Consider the following 17648-nt stretch of genomic DNA (forward strand, 5'->3'; position numbering starts at 1 on the left):
CGCTCGGGTTCAGCGGTCCCCGTGTGCCTGCCGGTGGAGGGCCGCCACCACCACGTCGGCCACCTCCCGCGCCCGCGGCACCAGGTAGAAATGGCCGCCGGTGAACACCCGGGACTCGAAGCCGCCGGCGGTGTGGTTGCGCCATCGCCGCGCCTCGCCGACGCTGACCCTCGGGTCGGCCGTGCCCGTCAGCACGGTGATCGGGCAGTCGACCCGCGCGCCGGGGATCGGTACGTATCCGCGCAGTGCCTCGTAGTCGGCCCGGATCGCCGGAAAGACCATCCTGCGGAGATCCGTGTTGTCGAGCACCGCGCGGGAGGTGCCGCCCAGGGCGAGCACCTCCTCCTCCAGCGACCGGTCGTCGACGAGGATCGCCGGGTCGATCCGGATCGCTGCCGGGGCGCGGGCCGCCGACGCGAACAGCCGGACGGGCGCTGTCGGGGCGAGCAGGGCCGCCTCGAAGGCGACCAGCGCCCCCATGCTGTGGCCGAGATAGGCCGTGGGCGTCGCGTCGTCCAGCGCGGCGAGCTGGGCCGCGACCTGCCTGGCCAGTTCCCGCAGGTCGCTGACGGCGGGTTCGTCGAAGCGGTCCAGCCGGCCGGGATACTGCACCGCCAGCAGCTCGGCACGCCCGCCCAGGCTTCTCGCCAGCGGCCGGAAAAACGCGGCCGAGCCGCCTGCGTGCGGGAAGCACACGACCCGCCCCCCGGCGCCGACACCGGTGGCGACGCCGGTGCCGGCGGCAGTGGCGATGCCGGCGGCAGTGGTGGTGCCGGCGGCAGTGGTGGTGCCAATGGTGGTGGTGAACTGTCGCAGCCACACGCCGCGGTCCGGGGCGCCGGTGATGGTCATCAGCCCGACCCGGACCGCGCCCCCGCGACAGCCGCGGCAAGCTGTGCCTTGACGCCGTCGTCGGCCCCCGGCCACATGTCGAGGATCGCGTGCAGGCTCCACAGACGGGTCTCGGCGAGGTGCGAGGGCGCACCGTGCACGTCGTCGTGTTCCACCAGCCGCAGATCGCGCACCGCGGCCTTGAGCCGGTCGACGTCCCCGGCCGGGATGATCTCGTCGCGGCGTGCGGCCACGACGGCCAGCGGGATGTCCAGCGCGCGCAGCCGCTCGTCGTCGAGCGCCCACGGCCCGATGCGCGCGAAGACCTCCTCGGCGCTGACACCGACGAGGTGCGCGAGGGTGTCCCTGGTCACCTTCGGGACGCGCCGCCACCAGGCGGCGTCGGTGAAGAAGTCGCTCACCGGCGTGCCGTTGCCGACGATGCCGCGCACCCGTGGGTCGTGCAGCGCCGCCGTGACCGCGAGGTGCCCGCTGAAGCTGAGCGCGAGCAGGTAGGTCTGCTCGACCCGAGCCTGCCCGCTCAGGGTGTCCAGGATCGCCGGGAACAGCCGCCAGCTGTCACCGCGGTAGGGCAGCGGGTTCTCGCCCACCCGCGGCAGCTCGGCGACCACCCCGGCAAAGCCGAACTGGACCAGCTGCGGCAGCACCGCACCCCACTGCTCCTTCGGGCTGACGATGCCACCTGTCATGATCACCAGCGGTCTGGGGTTCTCGGCCGACAGCCCCATCGTCAGGACCCGGACCGGCAGCCCGTCGATCTGGATCTCCGCCGTGTCGAGGCCGGGCTGCGTCACCCGCCACCGGTCGAACGCGTCGACGCAGCGACCCAGCGCACGCGCCCGGCCTGGACCGTCGACGAACGGGAACCGGCCCATGTTGTAGTACTGGCAGGCGGCCAGGGTCTGGCCGGCGGCATCGAGCTCCTCGCCGGCGCGGATCCACTCGTGGGCCCACGAGCCGGGCCCGTCGCCCGCGTCGGTCGTGATCGCGTCGAGCAGGCTCGCGTAGTGGTCGGCCGCGAGATTCTGCGAGATCGCGTGCGCCAGCACGAACCGCTTCAGCTCGGCGAGGTCGTTCATTGCTCGACCGCCTCCAGCGCCGCAGTGATCTCGGTCAGGATGTCGGCGGCCTCCGCGCCGTCGATCACCCGGTGGTCGAAGGTCAGCGACAGCCGCAGCACCGGCGCGACCGTGACCTGCCCGGACCGGACGACGGGTCTGTCGACGATCCGACCGACCCCGAGAGTGATCGTGGTGCCGCCGACCGAGTGGAACGAGTCGACGACACTGTGCCCCAACGAGGTGACGCTGAAGGTGCCCACGATGGCCGGGCGCAGTTCCAGCCGTGCCGCCGCGGCGCGAAATCTCTCGTGGGCCTGCGCCGGCGGCAACTCCCGCAGCGCCCGGATGGCGGCGAAGTCCTCGGCGGTGTCCGGGTCACCCGCGGCGACCTGGTCGAGCCGGGCCTGGATGTCGGCGAGGCTCGCGCTCTGCAGGTCGGGAAGCACGGTGGCCAGCACCACCCGCCGCCCGTCGAGGATCCGATCGAGCGTGACCTTCGCGCTCACCGTGTCGAAGGTTGCCAGGCGCGGCTCGATCCGTCCGTCGATCGCCGCATTGGCCTCGGGGTGCCGGCGCAGCACGCCGGCCGCGGCGTGCACGACATAGCTCACCACGGACCGACGCCCGCCCGTCGCCGCGGCCTTCGCGCGGCCGGCGACGATCGCGGTCGCGTCCACCTCGGTGTCCAGAAAGACGGGGGAGAAATCCCTGATCTGATCGAGGAAGAACAGGGTGTGCTGCCGTTGGCTGGGAAACTCATGCTCGCTCATGCATGCACCAGCTGGTAGATCGACTCCAGGCTCCCGGCCTCCAGCAGCGCCGGCAGGGAGATCTGGGCATCGGCATTTCTCTCCAGGATCACAAGCACGGCCAGCAGTTGCACCGAATCCCAGCCGGGCAGCTCGTCGAGACCGAGTCCCAGATCCTCCACGTTCACGTCGAGCCCTATCTCGTCCCGCAGGAGACCGACGAACGTGGTTCTCGTCATGGCGGCCATCCACACTCACCTCCAGCCGTTCACTTCAGTTTTCCGGTGGGCCGGTCACGCTCTTTCCAGCGCCAGACCCGACTTGATCCACTTGCTCGACTCGATCGCCACGGCAAGCACCTTCGCCGGCCCCGACACGATCTCCAGCAGCTGATCCAGCTGGAAGAAGAGCAACGCGTTGCCGTTGTTTCCGGTCGATTCGACGCAGGAGATCTCCCGCGCTGACGGCAGGTTCAGTCTGCTGGTGATCTTTGTGGTCATCGCCACGGACAGCTGAGGCGGAAGCAGGTAGTCGACCTCGGCGCGCTGCCAGTCGAGGTCGTCGAGGAGCTCGTCGACCACCTCTTCGCTCATCTGCGGCACCGACTCCTCGATCGCCTTGTAGTCCTCCTGGGCCGCGACGACAGGCCCGTCCCGGTCGACCAGGCCGAACCACCGCAGCACCTGACCCGGCTCACGATCGAGGCCGGTCAGGCGAGTCAGTACCGCGCGGACGACGGGGGCGTCGGGACGGTCCTCGGTGGACAGCACCGCCGCCCCGGCCCCGTCGCCGAACAGGACGAAGTTGACCAGTTCCCGCGGCGGCACCGCGGCGAGCTTGACGTTGACGTCGTAGTGCTTGGCAATCACGTCCCCGCCGATGACCAGGGCCGTGCGGTAGCGCCCGGTCGCCAGCAGGGAGGTCGCGACGTCGAAAGTCTGTACCGCGCCGGAGCAGCCGGACTGGAGCTGGAAGGTCGGCACCCCGTCGATCCGCAGTCGATCGGCGATCACATTGACCGTGGCCGGCATGAGGTCGTCCGGGGTCGCGGTGCCGAGGACGACGACGTCGACATCCTCCGCGCTGATCCGGGCCCGTTCGAGGGCCTTCGCCGCCGCGATGTACCCGAGGTCGGCGAGGGACTGGCCCGGCTCGCCGGTCGCCAGGTCCACCGCCAGGTGCCGGGTCTTCGTACCGATGAAGGTGTCGACCCACTGCTGCCACAGGTGGTCCATTCCGAACCGGCCGGCCAACGCGGCGGTGTCAATGGGCGGCCCCGGCAGAGCGGTTCCGGCGGAGAGCAACCGCACTGGACCTCGCGGCATATCTTCACCTCTACTGTAGATGTCGCCTTCCGTTGTGCCGAAAAACTACTACGCCACGCTAAAGAGACTCTTGTATCGCTGCTCGACGGCCGCGGACGACCACCGGTCCGGTCCGCTAACCCGCCACCACGAGGTCACGCCGGTCGTTCAGGATTGCGTTCTGCAACTGACGCATCGTCTCGCTCGGCTCGAGCCCGAGTTCCTCCCGCATGAGGCGCCGCGCGCACTGGAACTCGCGCAAAGCCTCGGCCCGCCGACCCGACAGATGCAGGGCCAGCATCAGCAGTTCCCGGAACGCCTCGTGGAACGGGTGCTCGTCGATCCAGTTCGTGAGATCACACACCAGCTCCCGGTGACGTCCGGTCCGCAAGGAGCAGCGGGCGATCGACTCCAGACACTCCAGCCGCATTTCCTCGGCCCACCGTATGAAGGTGCTCACGATGTCGCCGTCCCGGATCCCGGCAAGTACCGGCCCGCGGAAGAGCGCGGCCGCGGCGGTGAAGCTGACGAACGCCCGCTCCGGCTGGTCGGCCTGATCAGCCCGCCCGCGCGCATGCAGCTGCTGCAGGTCGTGGACGTCGGTCAGCGAGTCGTCCACCCGCAGGACGTAGCCGTGCGCGTGCGTGGTGATGACCGCTCCGTGACCTTCCGGGCCGATGCAGATCTTGCGCAGCTGGGAGATGTAGACATGCAGACCGGCCCGGACCCGGCTGGGGCGGTCGTCCCCCCATATCTCGCTGATGAGCTCTTCGGCAGAGACCGGACGATTCGCTCTGATCAGAAGCGCGGCGAGCAGGATCTCGACTTTCGGCGCGCTGATCCTGACAGGCTTTTCATTCCTGATCTGGAGAGGCCCGAGCAACTCGTATCGCGTGGCTTCCACAGTCTGTCCTCCACGGACGGGGAGACGGACCGGTGTCCGCTTCACCTGGCGTCGGCCATTCTCACCAGACGGACGAAGCAGGCACATCAGCGGAAGTGCGTATCTTCGGCCCAGCCCGTACGTACTCGCCGAGTGCGGCCGGGTCGTGGGCATAGGGGCGACTCGACGTTCGGGCGCCGCCGGATCCCGATCTCGGCGGCCTCAGCCCTGCACCGCGCCGGAACTTCGGCCCGCCCGCCCGGCTCGATGCCCGCGGCACGGACGGATCCGCTCGCCGCCCACGCCGATTCGGCGCGTGGGACCAACCGGCCGAACAGCCCGGCGAGCCGGCCCGGTGCGGTGCTCCACGCACCGGCGCATCACTTTCGATCGTTTCCCGCGGACGGGATCGGCCCCGACCGCGATCGTATCGAAGGCGCGCGTTTCCCCCGCCGACCCCCGACTCCGATTACACACCGCAACCATTGGCGGGTACCGGCGGCGGCCATTGGAAGCGGCAGCCGACCAGGCAGCGGGCCACATATCCGCGGCCGGGCGGGCGACGACCGGAACGGGCAGGACGGACCGTAACGGTGGACAGTACGAAGAGGCTCCTCGTAGGATGCGAAGGTGCTCCGCAGCCCATCTCGTCGCGCCCACATAGACTTCGCCCGGGTGTCCAGCGCTTTGTGTCCGTAGGCACGACTGTTCCGATCTCTGGCATCGGGGCACTGCTGTTTTCCGCCCTCGCGGGCGGCCTTTCCGGCGGCCGGGCCGTGCGCAGATCCGCATGGGGATGTCGCAGCCACATCGTACCGTGCCGCCGCTCTGACTCGTGCCGCCGCTCTGACTATGGTGCGAAGCACTCATCCGCGCACCTTCACCCACGGCCACGGCCGGTGGTGGACACAACGGTGTGATATACGCCGCGCGGGCGCGATCGCATCCAACCGCCCGCCATGGCCGGCACGGCCGGCCCACGCCACGCACGGCCGCCCAGGCGGCCGAACCTCGTGTCGAGGCTGCAAAAATACAACACAATGAACGCGTCACCGCGCGCGACGGTCGCGGATCCCGCGCCCGGCCCGACGCTTCCGGGGACAAGGGGAATGCCAGATGGAGTCGTCGCTCCACGCCATGACGCCCTACGCACCCGCGCACATCAACCCACCCGAGTCCACCGTCGTGCGGACGGCCGAGCTGGAAACGCTGCAGACCCTGGTATGCGAGCCCGCCCGCGCAGGCAGTTTGATCGCGGTCGTCGGCGACCCGGGGTCGGGCAAGACGCATCTGCTGGCCGCCCTGGTGCGCCACCGGTACTCCAGCGAGCGCCCGGCCATTGTCTACCGCCACTCCCCGGGCCAGGACGCGGACTCGTACAGCCCACTGCAGTCCGCGCTGTCGCACATCCCGCCGCCCCGCTCACCGGATCTGCCGGCCGAGAACGTCGCGCGGCTGCGGCGGTGGTCGGCCAGTCGGGGCCTGCTCGTCCTGGAGGACGCCCATCTGGCGAGCGCCGCCACGATAGGGGAGCTGACCGCGATCGCAGCGGGGAAGATCCGTCCCCGGTGGGACGTGGTCGTCTCGCTGCGGCCCCGCCAGACCCCCATGGAGCTGGCCGAGGCGATCTCGCTCGGCGTCACCTTCGGCCACGCCAGTCGGATCGAGCTGGCGCCGCTGACCAACGAGCAGGTCGTCGCCCTGCTGTCGCGACCACTGACGCGGGAGATCCGTCCTGACGACCGCAATCCCTTCAACCTGCGCGCGCTGCTGGCCCTCGAACAGAGCAGGCGGCAGTGCCAGAACTCGATCGTCGCGCCCTTCGAGTTCGCCGCGCTGGTCGAGACCCAGGGCCTGAGCGCGACGGAGCACCGCGTCCTGCAGGCAGCCGTGGTGCTGCGGGACCACTTCGACGTCGAGCTGCTCTCGGCGGTTGCCGAGCTGGACCATCCGCAGGTCTCCGCGGCGGTGCGGGTGCTGGTACAGCGCGACCTGTTGCGGCCGGACGGGATCGGGCAGGGCTTCTCCATCCGCCACGACGTCCTCGGCACGCTCCTGCACCGGTCGATGGATCCGATCTGGGCGAAGAACGCCCACCGGCGCGCCATCGGCAGCCTCGCCAGCCGGGGCCTGACCAGCCGAGAGCTCGGCTTCCATCTGGTTCACTCGCTCTTCCGCGCGCGGCCTGAGGAACTCGCGCAGATCGTCGCGGCGGCGTGGGACGTCATGGAGCTCGATGTCTCGGAGGCCATCTCGTGGCTCACCACGGTGACCGAATGGACCTCCCCCACCAGCGCGATCGGACGCAAGGCCCGACTCGCCCTGGTCGCCGCGCTCGGCAACTCCGGGCGCATGACGGAAAGCCGTGCCCTACTCTTCGACATCCGCCGCCACCAGGAGGATCTCCACGAGGCCGACTGGGCAGATCAGGTCGCCTTCGTCAGCGTGATCGAGGGCATCGCCAGCCACGACGTCCAGACCCTCGGCCTGCTCGGTGAGCAACTGGATCTGCCCGCGGCCCGTTCCTCGATCGCCTGGCCCCGGATGGTCTTCGCCCACGGCCTGCGGATGGCGATGATGATCGGAACACACGACCGCCAGCTCATCGACGCCGCGGTAGAGGTCGCCCGACGCAACGGGACGGACGCGGACATCTGCGGACTGCTTGCCATCCGAGCGCTCGCCTCGATGCAGGCGGGGGACTTCGACGCCGCCTGCACGGACGCGTCCGCCGCCGGGGATGCCCTTTCCCGGTGCCCGGAGCGGCTGGTCAGCCAACGACTGGAATACATCTTCGCGGTCGGTCTCGCCGACCTCTATCTCGGCCGGTGGTCGGATGCCCGCCATCACCTCGGCCGCGGGGTGGCAACGGCCTACCGGTCGCAGCGGACCTTCATCCTGCCGAGCCTGCTGGTGCTGCTCAGCGAGGCCGAGCGCAACCTCGGGCTGCTCCGCCAGGCGCGCAAGTCGGCGCAGGCGGCTCACCATGAGGCCGGCACCACCTCCACCCTGCGCTGGTCCCAGGCTCTCGCCCTGCAGTCGCTCAGCGAGGTATGGCTGCAGCCGCCGGGCAGCGGGCGGGCGCGCGCACTGGCGAAGCAGGCGCTGTCCGGGCACCCCCAGGAGCCGCAGATGCCACTGCGCGGCGACGTCAACGGCAGTGCGTCGATGGCGATCCTTTCTCTGGCCATCTCGGCCTGGCTTGACGGCGATCCGCAGCACTGCGTGACGTTGCTGCTCAACGAGGGCAGGGGAGCGCAGCTGACGGGGCTGCCACTGATGCAGCGCGGCCGAGGTTGGGAGCTGCTCTGCGCGGCCGGGCTCGACGCCGGACTGCCCATCGCCGAGTGGGCCGCGCGCAACGAGCACCACGCCCGCGCGGTATCGCTGCCCTCTCACCAGGCCTTCGCCCTCCTCTCGCGTGGCCACGTGCTGCGTGGGACCGGGCGGACCGCCGACGCCGCCGCGTGCTACCTGGAGGCGGCCACGCTGTTCGCCTCGGTAGGCATGACGATCGATCAGTGCTACTCCCTCGGTCTCGCCGCGGCGGCGCTGCGATCGCTGGGCCGCGCCTCGCAGGCCGCGGACCTCGCCGACCTGGCGGCGGAGATCGCCGGGCGCCGCGACGCCCGCACCCTGCTGGACTGGCTGGGCCGGCAGGCCGGCCAACCCAGCCGAACCAGCCGACCCGACCAGCCCCGACCGCCGGACCCCGTCGACTCCGAGATACTCGGCGCGCTCACCCGGCGCGAGCGCGAGATCGCCTTCCTCATCTCGTCGGGCATGAAACGGCGGGAGATCGCCGAGCGACTGACGATAAGCATCAGAACAGTCGACGTCCACCTGACCCGAATCTATCGGAAGACCGGATTGAACTCAATGGTGGAGCTGGCTCTCGCGGTGACCCGGAGCACCGGTACGGGCCAGGCCGAGGACCAGCGCCCGACGCTTCTCTTTAGAACCATTTGAGCCCCCCGACATAGCATTTGGACAATATTGACCGAGGGCTCGACCGGCCGGTGGACCGACGGCGCGACGGGCCGCGCAGCCAGGAGGGACCGACACCATGACAGGTACGTCGACGACCGGCCGCACCGCACCGGAGGATCTCGCTCGAACGGGCGCGGTCTTCACGTTCACCGCTCCCCCAGAGACCAGTTCGGCCGAGGTCGACGGCCTCCGCCAGCCGGCGAGGTCGCTGATTCTGCGCGACCTTACCGAGAAGGTGACCGCGTACCAGTCGACCAACGACGACCTGACCGGAGCGACACCGACCGAGAACGATGTCGCCACCGTGGAGCTTGACATATTCGCTCCGGACGGGACGCTGCTGGGGAGAACGGTGGGTGGCGGCCGAATGCTCTACCAGCAGGCCGACGACGGCCATTACATCGCGTACTTCGGCGAGGAGATATCGCTGTTGGACGGAAACGTCGTGCGGTCGGGCGGGCTCGTCGACGACGCCCGCCTGACCGCCGGGGAGCCGGCGACCTTTCCCGCCGTCGTCGTCGACGGCCCCCTGCGCGGGGCCATCGGTTACCGCCAGTTCCGGCCCCTGGTCAAGGAGACCCACGACACCTACATCTCCTCGATTGTGCTGTACGGACGGTGATCTCCCGGACCTCCTCCGAGGATTCCATCACCCGCCTGCCCACCCGGCGGATCGGCACTCTCACCGTCGGCGCCCAGGGGCTGGGGTGTCTGGGCATGACCGAGTTCTACGGTCCGACCGATGACGCGGAGGCGATCGCCACCATTCATCGTGGGCTCGAACGCGGGATCACCCTGCTCGACACCGCCGACGTCTACGGGCACGGCCGCAACGAGGAGCTGATCGGGCGCGCGCTGCGGGGCCGGCGCGACCAGGCCGTCATCGCCACCAAGTTCGGCGTGGTCCGCCCCGGACCGGGTGTGGGCTCGGGTATCCGCGCCGACGCCGACCACGTCCGCCGCAGCTGCGAGGACTCCCTGCGTCGGCTGGGTGTCGATCATCTCGACATCCTCTGTCTGACCAGGGTGGACCCCTCGGTACCGATCGAGGAGACGGCCGGGGCGCTGGCCGCGCTCGTCACCGCCGGCAAGGTCCGCGAGATCGGGCTGTCCGAAGCCGGGGCCGCGACGATCCGCCGCGCCCACGCGGTCCATCCCCTGGGAGTACTCCAGACGGAGTGGTCGCTGTGGTCCCGTGACATCGAGGCCGAGATCGCGCCGCTGTGCCGCGAGCTGGGCATCACGGTCGTCGCCTATGCGCCGCTCGGCCGCGGCTTCCTCAGCGGCACCATCCGCTCGGTCGACCAGCTCGGTACCGACGACTTCCGCCGGATCGCCCAGCCCCGCTTCGCCGCCGAGAACCTGCCCCGCAACCTCACCGTCGTGGACCGGCTGGTCCGGCTGGCGGACGAGCGGGGCGTGAGCGCGGCGCAGCTGGCCCTGGCCTGGCTGCACCATCGCGACCTCGACGTCGTGCCCATTCCGGGCACCCGACGGCGTTCGCACCTGGACGAGAACGCGGCGGCCGCCTTCCTGGACCTCGATGCCGAGGACCTGGCCGCGATCGAGGCGAGCGTCGCGCCCGGGCACATCGCGGGTGCGCGCTGGAACGAGCAGAGCATGCAGTTCATCGAGCGCTGACGGACGCCCCGCCGGTCGACCTGTCCCGGTCGGCCGGCGGGGCGCTCCACGACGGTCCTCAGCATCCTCGGCAGCATCCTCGACGTCCACGACGATGCATGACGGCCCACGATCTTCACGACGATTCGCGACGGGGGCGGCCGGGCACAAGATCACCCGGTCGCAGACCCACCGAGCAGCGTGATCGCGGCGGCCGGGCACAGATACTGGGCCTTGCGCAGCAGGGGCTCGTCGCCGGCCGGCCGATCCGGCTCGACGACGACCACCAGACCCTCCTCGTCCTGGTCGAAGACGTCCGGCGCCGTCGCCAGGCAGCGCCCGGCACTGATACACAGGTCGCGGTCGGCCTCGACCCGCAGCGCCGCTACCACTCGACGGGAAGCTCGAGGACACGCTGCACGGTGCCCGCACTGAGGATCGGCAGCTCCTCCATCGGCACGGCCAGGCGCAGTCCCGGCAGACGGGTGATCAGCTCGCGCAGCGCCAGCTCGATCTCCAGCCGGGCGAGGTTCTGCCCCAGGCACTGGTGGATGCCGAATCCGAACGTCAGGTGGAACGTGTCGTCGCGCTGGATGTCGAACTCGTCCGCCCGCTGGTGCACCTGCGGATCGCGGTTGGCCAGGGTGCCGGAGACCAGGACGGGCTCGCCCTCCCGGATGTGGTGCCCCGCTATCTCGATGTCGCCCTTGGCGATCCGGACGGCGACCAGGTCCGTGGTCGCGACGTAACGCAGCAGCTCTTCGATCGCCCCGGGCAGCAAGGAGATGTCGGCCCGCAGCTTGGCCAGTTCCTCGGGGTGCCCGAGCAGGTTGATGATGCCGATCGCGAGCGTCGACGCCGTCGTCTCGTGGGCCGCGATCAGCAGGACGAGCGCGATCGACACCAGTTCGTCGTGGCCGATGTCGCCATCGCTGACCCGCTCCCGCACCAGTTGGCCGATCAGGCCGTCGGTTGGGTTGCGCTGCTGCTCCGTCACCAGATTGTCGAGATACTCGACGAGGTCCTGGGCCGCCTTGCCGGCCTCCTCCTCGCCGGCCAGCATCACCTTGCCGCTGCAGTCCTGGAAGAAGTCGTGGTCGGCGTAGGGAACACCGAGATGGTGACAGATGATCAGCGAGGGCATCGGCACGGCGAGCATTTCGATGAGATCCGCCGGCGGACCATGATCGATGATCCGATCGACGTAACCGGCAATGATGCGCTCAAGCTCCGGTCTCATCGCCCGCACGGAACGGAGGCTGAAATGCGGGTTGAGATAGCGACGGTACACGTCATGGATGGGCGGATCCATCGCGAGGAGGGCCAGGCTGCGCGCCACCGGCGAACGGAACCGCGGCGCCACGATGGGAAAGTTTGGATGGGTACGCAACGACGAGAGGTTCGGATGCGTGAGTATCTCTCGGGACTCCCGGTATCCGGTGACCATCCAGGACTCGCGGCCGTCGAACAGGCTGACCTTGACGACCGGCCCTTCCTGGCCGATCTCTTTATATGCCGGCGGCGGCTCGTAGGGGCAGGTCCGCGTTTGCGGATACTGTGGGGCCTGCGTCATTCGCGGGATCCTTCCGCATGAAATCTTGCAAGTCGTCGACAGTACCGAATTTATGACCCGGGCCGACGAGTGAGGGCCACCATAGGAATGTAGTGGTAGAGGCGTACGACCGGCAAGAGCGGTTAAGAATGCCTTCAGCGTCGCGGCGGGCCGACAACGACATCGTCGGCCGACTCGGCGGTGGCCGCCTCGGCGGTGTCCTTCTGCGCGACGGCCAGGCGGGGGACCGCGGCGAGCAGCGCCTGGGTGTAGGGATGCCGGGGAGCGCCGAACACCTGCTCCGCCGGTCCCTGTTCGACGACCTGCCCCCGGTGCATGACCACCACCCGATGGCTGAGGTAGTGCACGACGCCCAGGTGGTGGGAGATGAAGACGTACGCGACGCCCAGGCGGGCCTGCACATCCCGGAACACCTCGAGCACCTGTGCCTGGATCGAGACGTCCAGGGCCGACACCGGCTCGTCGCAGACGATCACCTCCGGGTCGGACGCGAGCGCGCGAGCGATCGCCAGCCGCTGGCGCTGGCCCCCGGACAGTGCCCTGGCCCGGGTGGGCAGGACCTCCGGTCCGAGCCCGACATGCTCCAGCAGCTGCCCCACCCGCTTCGCCCGGTCGGCGGCCGACGTCGACGACACGCGCAGCGGCTCCTCGAGGATCTGGCGGGCCGTGTAACGGGGGTCGAACGAGCCCAGCGGGTCCTGGTAGATCATCTGGACTCGCCGGCGGGCCGCGCGCCGGGCGGCGCGGTCCAGCGCGGTCCACCCGACACCGTCCACCGTGACCTCGCCGGAGTCCGGTGCGACGAGCCCCATCAGCATCCGGCCGACCGTGGTCTTGCCCGACCCGGACTCCCCGACGAGCCCGACGGTCTCCCCCGCCCGCACGACGAAGGAGACGTCGTCGACCGCTGTCAGCCGCTGCCGGCCGGGGAGTTCGTAGGTCTTGACGAGCCCGCGGGCCGCCAGCACCACCGCAGCCGGATCGGCGGGCACCCTCGGCGCCGGCCCGGGCGGGGGGCTCACCCGCACCGGTGCGGCGGCGACGGGCGTCGAGGGTGCCGGCGCCCCGCCGCCGTGTGTACCCAGGGCCGAGGCCGCCGCGAGCAGCTGGCGGGTGTAGGCGTGGGCGGGCGCGTCGAGCACGGTCCGGGTGGGCCCCTGTTCGACGAAGACCCCATCCCGCATCACGTAGACGTGGTCGGCCAGTTCGGCCACGACCGCGAGATCGTGGCTGATCAGCAGCATCGCCGTGCCGTCCGCCGTGCGCTCCCGCAGCAGTGCGAGCACCTGCTTCTGCACCGTCACGTCCAGCGCCGTGGTGGGCTCGTCCGCGATGACCAGATCGGGCCGTGCGGCGAGGGCGGACGCGATCAGCGCACGCTGGCGCAGCCCACCGGACAACTGGTGGGGATGCTGGCGCAGCCGGGTCCGCGGGTTCGGGATGCCCACCTCCGCCAGCAGGCGGACGACCTCCTCCTCGACGCGGCCGCGTTCGACGGTGCGGTGCTCTCGCAACGGCTCGCCGACCTCGGCGGCGATGGAACGCAGGGGGTCCAGCGAGCCCATCGCGTCCTGCAGGACGAAGCCGATCCTGCCGCCGCGCACCGAGCGCCACTGCCGGGATCCCAGCGTGCGCAGATCGAGGCCGTCGAACGACAACGCCCGCGCGCGCACCGCCGCGTTGTCGCCGGCCAGGCCCACCAGGCTGCGGGCGGTCACGCTCTTACCGGATCCGGACTCGCCGACGATCGCCACGATCTGGCCTCGTCGGATCTCGAAGGAGACTCCCCGCACCGCCTCCGCGACCTGCTGCTCCGGGGACGACCGGCGCTCCCGGGACGACTGATGCTCCCGAGCGAAGGAGACGCGCAGATCGCGCACCGCGAGCAACGGCTCGTCCCGCGCCGGCGGCCTGTTCGGCGCGCTCATCGGGTCAGCCCCTGGATCCGCTCCCCCACCACGGTGACGGCGAGCACGGCGATGGTGAGCGCCAGGCCGGGGAAGACCGCCGGCCACCAGGCCACCTCGAGGTAGTTGCGGCTGCCAGCCAGCATCGCCCCCCACTCGGCGGTCGGCGGCCGGGGGCCCAGCCCGACGAAGCTCAACGACGAGCTCGCCACGATCATGCTGCCGAGACCGACGGTGGCGAGCGCGACGATCGGTCCGACGGTGTTCGGGACGATGTGGCGCACCACCACCTGCAGTTTGCTCCATCCCAGCCCATGCGCGGCCTCGACGTAGTGACCGGACCGGACGCGGATGACCTCTGCCCGGGTCACCCGGGCGAAGCCGGGAATGCCAACGACCGCCAGGCCCACCGCGGCGTTCCTGCTGCCGGTGCCCAGGACGGCAACGACGAGAAAGACCAGGAGCAGGCCGGGCACCGACATGACGACGTCGAGCAGTCGGCTGATCACCTGGTCGACCACGCGGTTCGACTGGGCGGCGAGCACCCCCACCACGACGCCGCCGACCAGCGACAGCAGGGACGCCCCGACCCCGATCAGCAGCGAGGGACGGGCGCCGTACACGATGCGCGCGTAGAGGTCACGGCCGTTCTGGTCGGTGCCGAACCAGTGGTCCCCGCTCGGCCCCCGCAGCGTGTGGCGCAGGTCGGCGGCGTTCGGGTCCACCCCGGTGAACAGCCCGGGAGCGGCCGCGACGCAGGCCAGCAGGAGCAGTACCGCGATCCCGAGCCCGAACCCGACCACGGATCGCCGACGGGGACGGCCCGCGCCGACGCGCCCGGGGATCAGCCCGATCCCCGTCTCGGCAAGCTCGGCGTCGAGCGGCTGCGACGCCCCGGTTGATCTCTGTGTGACTGCCATCGGTCTCCCCTCCTCGTCAGGTCCGCGTCCGCGGGTCGATGAACCAGGTGAGGATGTCGACCAGGACGTTGATGAGCACGAATGTCGTCGCCGCGACGAGGACGATCCCGATCACGACGGGCATGTCCCGGTTCTGGACGGCGGACAGCACCAGCCGGCCCATCCCGCGGCGCGAGAACACCGTCTCGATGATGATCGCCCCACCGATCAGGGAGCCGGAGATCCAGCCCAGCAGCGCCGTGGCCGGCAACAGGGCGTGCCGCAGCGTGTGCCGCAGGCGCACCGCGCCCTCGCTGATCCCCCGGGTGCGGGCCGTCACCACGAAGGGCTCGTCCAGCGCACGCAACATCCCCTCGCGCAGTACCCGGGTGGTCACCGCCACCGGCCCCGCGGCCAGCGCGACGGTGGGCAGCACGAGCCCGGCGGGAGACGACGACCCGATGGCGGGAAACCAGTGCAGGGAGAAGGAGAACACCGTCAGCAGGACAAGCCCCAGCCAGAACGGCGGAATGGCGACGACCAGCGATTCCACGGCGGCGACCACCGAGCGCAGCCACCGGCGGCGGGTGGCGCTGAGCGCCGCGAACAGCACCGAGGCGACCACCGTGGCCACGACCGTCGTCGCCACCAGGACGAGGGTGTCCGGGAGCTGCTCGATGATCGCTCGCCACACCGGCTTGCGCAGCATGTAGGACTCACCGAAGTCGCCCCGGACCACCCGGCCGAGGTAGGCGAAGTACCGCACCGGCAGCGGGTCGTCCAGCCGGTACCGCGAGATGAGCTCTGCCCGCACCTCCGGGCCGGCCTGGGACTGGGCGAGCATCACGTCGACCGTGTTGCCGTGCATCAGCTCGAGCAGGAGGAAGGTCGCCGTCACCGCTCCCCACAGCACCGCCACGGAGGCCAGCACCCGGGTCAGAACCAGCCGGGCCAACGGGGCGCCGAGGCGGCGGCGGCGCGCGCCGCCGTCCGGCGTCTCGTCGTGGGCCTCGGCCCCCGGTGCCGTCGAGGTCAGGAGCTCAGCCATGTGTCGTAGAAGATCGGGCTGCCGTCGATGGCGAAGGTGACATCCCGGACCGCGGAGCGGGCCGCGACCGTGGACAGGGGCGAGTAGATCGGGAACGATGCGGCGTCCGCGGTGAGCTGGCGCTGGGCCTGGCCGTAGACTCGCAGCCGTTCTGTCACGTTGTCGCTGGCCGCGGCCTGCAGGAAGAGCTTGTCCAGCTCGCTGTTGGCGGTTCGGGAGATGTTGTTGGCCAGCCCTCGGGTGGGCGAGGGAACGTTGGCCGAGCCGTAGAGGACCTTGAGAACCTCCGGGCCGGGGGAGGCGAAGTTCGTGTCGGCGAGCTCGTAGTCGGCGGACAGGATCCGGTCGACGTACGTGCCCTCGTCGATGTTCTCCTCGACGATCTCGATCCCGAGCTCCTTGGCGGCGGCCTGAATCTGCACGGCCAGATCCTCGATGGACGGGTCGGACCACAGGTGGCGCAGCGTCAGGCGCGCGCCGTTCTTCGTCCGGTACCCCTTGGCGTCACGCGCCGTCCAACCCGCCTGGTCGAGCAGCCGGGCGGCCTCGGTGGGGTTGTAGGCGTACGCCGACTCCTGGGACTTGTCGTAGCCGAACGTCGTCGACGTCAGGACCCCGCGAGCGACGGGGTAGGCGCCGAAGTAGACGTTCTTGACGATCTGGGCCCAGTCGATCCCCGCCCGAAAGGCCTTGCGGACGGCAACGTCGGCCAGCACTCCCTTCTCGGTGTTCGGGAAGTACGTGTAGGGGATGCCGGGGAACGGCACCGAGAACAGGTGGAAGCCGTCGGTGGTACGCAGCTCACGCAGGTTCACCGGGGACAGGTTGGTGATCGCGTCGACCTGCCCGCTGGTCAGCGCTCCGTAGCGGGCGGAGTTGTCGGGTGCGACCCGGATCCGGATCGCGTCCAGACGGGCGGGGCCGGTGTGTCCCGCGCCGGGCGGTGCCCAGGCGTAGTCGCGGTTGCGGACGTACTCGATCCCCTGCTGCTGACGGTAGCCGCCCGGGCTGGCGAACGGCCCGGTGCCGACGATGGTGGCACACAGCGCGTTGTTGCCCCGGGTGAGGGTCGCCGGCGACTCGATCCCGAGATTCGGGGTGGCCAGCGCGTCCAGCAGGGCCGAGGAGGGCTCCTTGAGCCGTATCTCCACGGTGTGCGCGTCGATCGCCCGCGAGGACTCGTAGCCGGTGAGGAGACTGGCCGCAAGCAACGACTTGGTCTTCGGGTTGACGATGTGTTCCAGGTTCGCCACCACCGCCGCGGCGTCGAAGCGTGCACCGTCGGTGAACCGCACGTCGTCCCGGAGGGTGAAGGTGTAGGCCTTGTGGTCCGCGGCGATGGTCCAACGACTGGCCAGCCAGGGTTTGATCGCCCCCTTGGGGTCCTGGTACACCAGCGAGTCCACGATCGGCCGGGAAACCACGCGGGCGGCGGCGCTCGGACTCTGATGCGGGTCCAGGCAGTCGGGCTCCCTGCCGATGGCGAGGTTCAGCGTTCCACCGTCTCGGGGGGCTTCCCCGTCCGCGGAACTACCCGATCCGCCGGCGCAGGACGATGCCAGCGCCAGGACGGCGCCGAGCGCGACCGCCGGCACCACCCGTCTTCTCGGGGCCGCACGAAACCGAACTCCGGAATTCATCCAACATCCATAATTGTCTCATCGAACTGACTGGTTAGCCTCGGCGATGCGCCTCGGCGCGGAGCTGGGCGCAGGGCGGCCGCGGGCGCCGGCGGCACACCGGATTCCCAATACACCGCAAC

Annotated in this window: 15 protein-coding genes; 3 read left to right on the forward strand and 12 right to left on the reverse strand. The window is 70.3% G+C overall.

Annotated features, from left to right (window positions below; all coding sequences use genetic code 11):
* Positions 1–9: 9 nt before the first annotated feature.
* The 6 genes from FRAAL_RS17840 to FRAAL_RS17865 form a co-directional block, all read right to left on the reverse strand.
* The gene (locus tag FRAAL_RS17840) at positions 10–852 is read right to left on the reverse strand and encodes a thioesterase II family protein (RefSeq protein ID WP_011605203.1); all 843 of its coding nucleotides are present in this window, start codon (positions 850–852) and stop codon (positions 10–12) included.
* Positions 852–1931, reverse strand: coding sequence for an alpha/beta fold hydrolase (locus tag FRAAL_RS17845; RefSeq protein ID WP_011605204.1), 1080 nt, complete (start codon positions 1929–1931; stop codon positions 852–854). Before FRAAL_RS17845 ends, FRAAL_RS17840 begins: the two co-directional genes overlap by 1 nt.
* Entirely contained in the window at positions 1928–2683 is a 756-nt protein-coding gene (locus tag FRAAL_RS17850; RefSeq protein ID WP_011605205.1) for a 2-oxo acid dehydrogenase subunit E2, read from the reverse strand. Before FRAAL_RS17850 ends, FRAAL_RS17845 begins: the two co-directional genes overlap by 4 nt.
* The gene (locus FRAAL_RS17855; protein ID WP_050997401.1) at positions 2680–2901 is read right to left on the reverse strand and encodes an acyl carrier protein; all 222 of its coding nucleotides are present in this window, start codon (positions 2899–2901) and stop codon (positions 2680–2682) included. Before FRAAL_RS17855 ends, FRAAL_RS17850 begins: the two co-directional genes overlap by 4 nt.
* 54 nt (positions 2902–2955) lie before the next feature.
* Positions 2956–3987, reverse strand: coding sequence for a 3-oxoacyl-ACP synthase III family protein (locus tag FRAAL_RS17860; protein ID WP_011605207.1), 1032 nt, complete (start codon positions 3985–3987; stop codon positions 2956–2958).
* 115 nt (positions 3988–4102) lie between these two features.
* Positions 4103–4870 carry an AfsR/SARP family transcriptional regulator gene (locus FRAAL_RS17865; RefSeq protein WP_041939444.1) on the reverse strand — a complete coding sequence of 256 codons (768 nt, stop codon included), beginning with the start codon at positions 4868–4870 and terminating at the stop codon, positions 4103–4105.
* Between the two features lie 1095 nt (positions 4871–5965).
* On the opposite strand from FRAAL_RS17865, the gene FRAAL_RS17870 reads away from it, so the two are divergent.
* The 3 genes from FRAAL_RS17870 to FRAAL_RS17880 all read left to right on the forward strand — a co-directional run bounded on the left by FRAAL_RS17870 (position 5966) and on the right by FRAAL_RS17880 (position 10480).
* Entirely contained in the window at positions 5966–8818 is a 2853-nt protein-coding gene (locus FRAAL_RS17870; RefSeq protein ID WP_011605211.1) for a helix-turn-helix transcriptional regulator, read from the forward strand.
* Between the two features lie 97 nt (positions 8819–8915).
* On the forward strand, positions 8916–9461 hold the full coding sequence (locus FRAAL_RS17875) for an allene oxide cyclase barrel-like domain-containing protein (protein ID WP_197537207.1): 546 nt from the start codon (positions 8916–8918) through the stop codon (positions 9459–9461).
* Entirely contained in the window at positions 9458–10480 is a 1023-nt protein-coding gene (locus FRAAL_RS17880) for an aldo/keto reductase (RefSeq protein WP_011605213.1), read from the forward strand. The genes FRAAL_RS17875 and FRAAL_RS17880 overlap by 4 nt, the downstream gene beginning before the upstream one ends.
* A gap of 152 nt (positions 10481–10632) precedes the next feature.
* On the opposite strand, the gene FRAAL_RS17885 is transcribed toward FRAAL_RS17880, so the two are convergent.
* From FRAAL_RS17885 to FRAAL_RS17910, 6 genes are all read right to left on the reverse strand, one after another.
* Positions 10633–10851: a ferredoxin gene (locus tag FRAAL_RS17885; protein WP_011605214.1), complete on the reverse strand. Its 219-nt coding sequence runs from the start codon at positions 10849–10851 to the stop codon at positions 10633–10635.
* Positions 10845–12032, reverse strand: a complete 1188-nt coding sequence (locus tag FRAAL_RS17890; protein WP_011605215.1) for a cytochrome P450 — start codon at positions 12030–12032, stop codon at positions 10845–10847. The genes FRAAL_RS17885 and FRAAL_RS17890 overlap by 7 nt, the downstream gene beginning before the upstream one ends.
* Positions 12033–12166: 134 nt before the next feature.
* Positions 12167–13960 carry a dipeptide ABC transporter ATP-binding protein gene (locus tag FRAAL_RS17895; protein ID WP_050997164.1) on the reverse strand — a complete coding sequence of 598 codons (1794 nt, stop codon included), beginning with the start codon at positions 13958–13960 and terminating at the stop codon, positions 12167–12169.
* Positions 13957–14859 (reverse strand): ABC transporter permease, encoded by a 903-nt coding sequence (locus FRAAL_RS17900; RefSeq protein WP_157892131.1) that lies wholly within the window; start codon positions 14857–14859, stop codon positions 13957–13959. Before FRAAL_RS17900 ends, FRAAL_RS17895 begins: the two co-directional genes overlap by 4 nt.
* 16 nt (positions 14860–14875) lie before the next feature.
* Positions 14876–15886, reverse strand: a complete 1011-nt coding sequence (locus FRAAL_RS17905; protein WP_050997165.1) for an ABC transporter permease — start codon at positions 15884–15886, stop codon at positions 14876–14878.
* Complete coding sequence (locus FRAAL_RS17910) at positions 15871–17481, reverse strand: ABC transporter substrate-binding protein (protein ID WP_157892132.1); 1611 nt, start codon at positions 17479–17481, stop codon at positions 15871–15873. The genes FRAAL_RS17905 and FRAAL_RS17910 overlap by 16 nt, the downstream gene beginning before the upstream one ends.
* Between the last annotated feature and the right edge of the window lie 167 nt (positions 17482–17648).

This window comes from Frankia alni ACN14a (assembly GCF_000058485.1).
Taxonomy (GTDB): domain Bacteria; phylum Actinomycetota; class Actinomycetes; order Frankiales; family Frankiaceae; genus Frankia; species Frankia alni.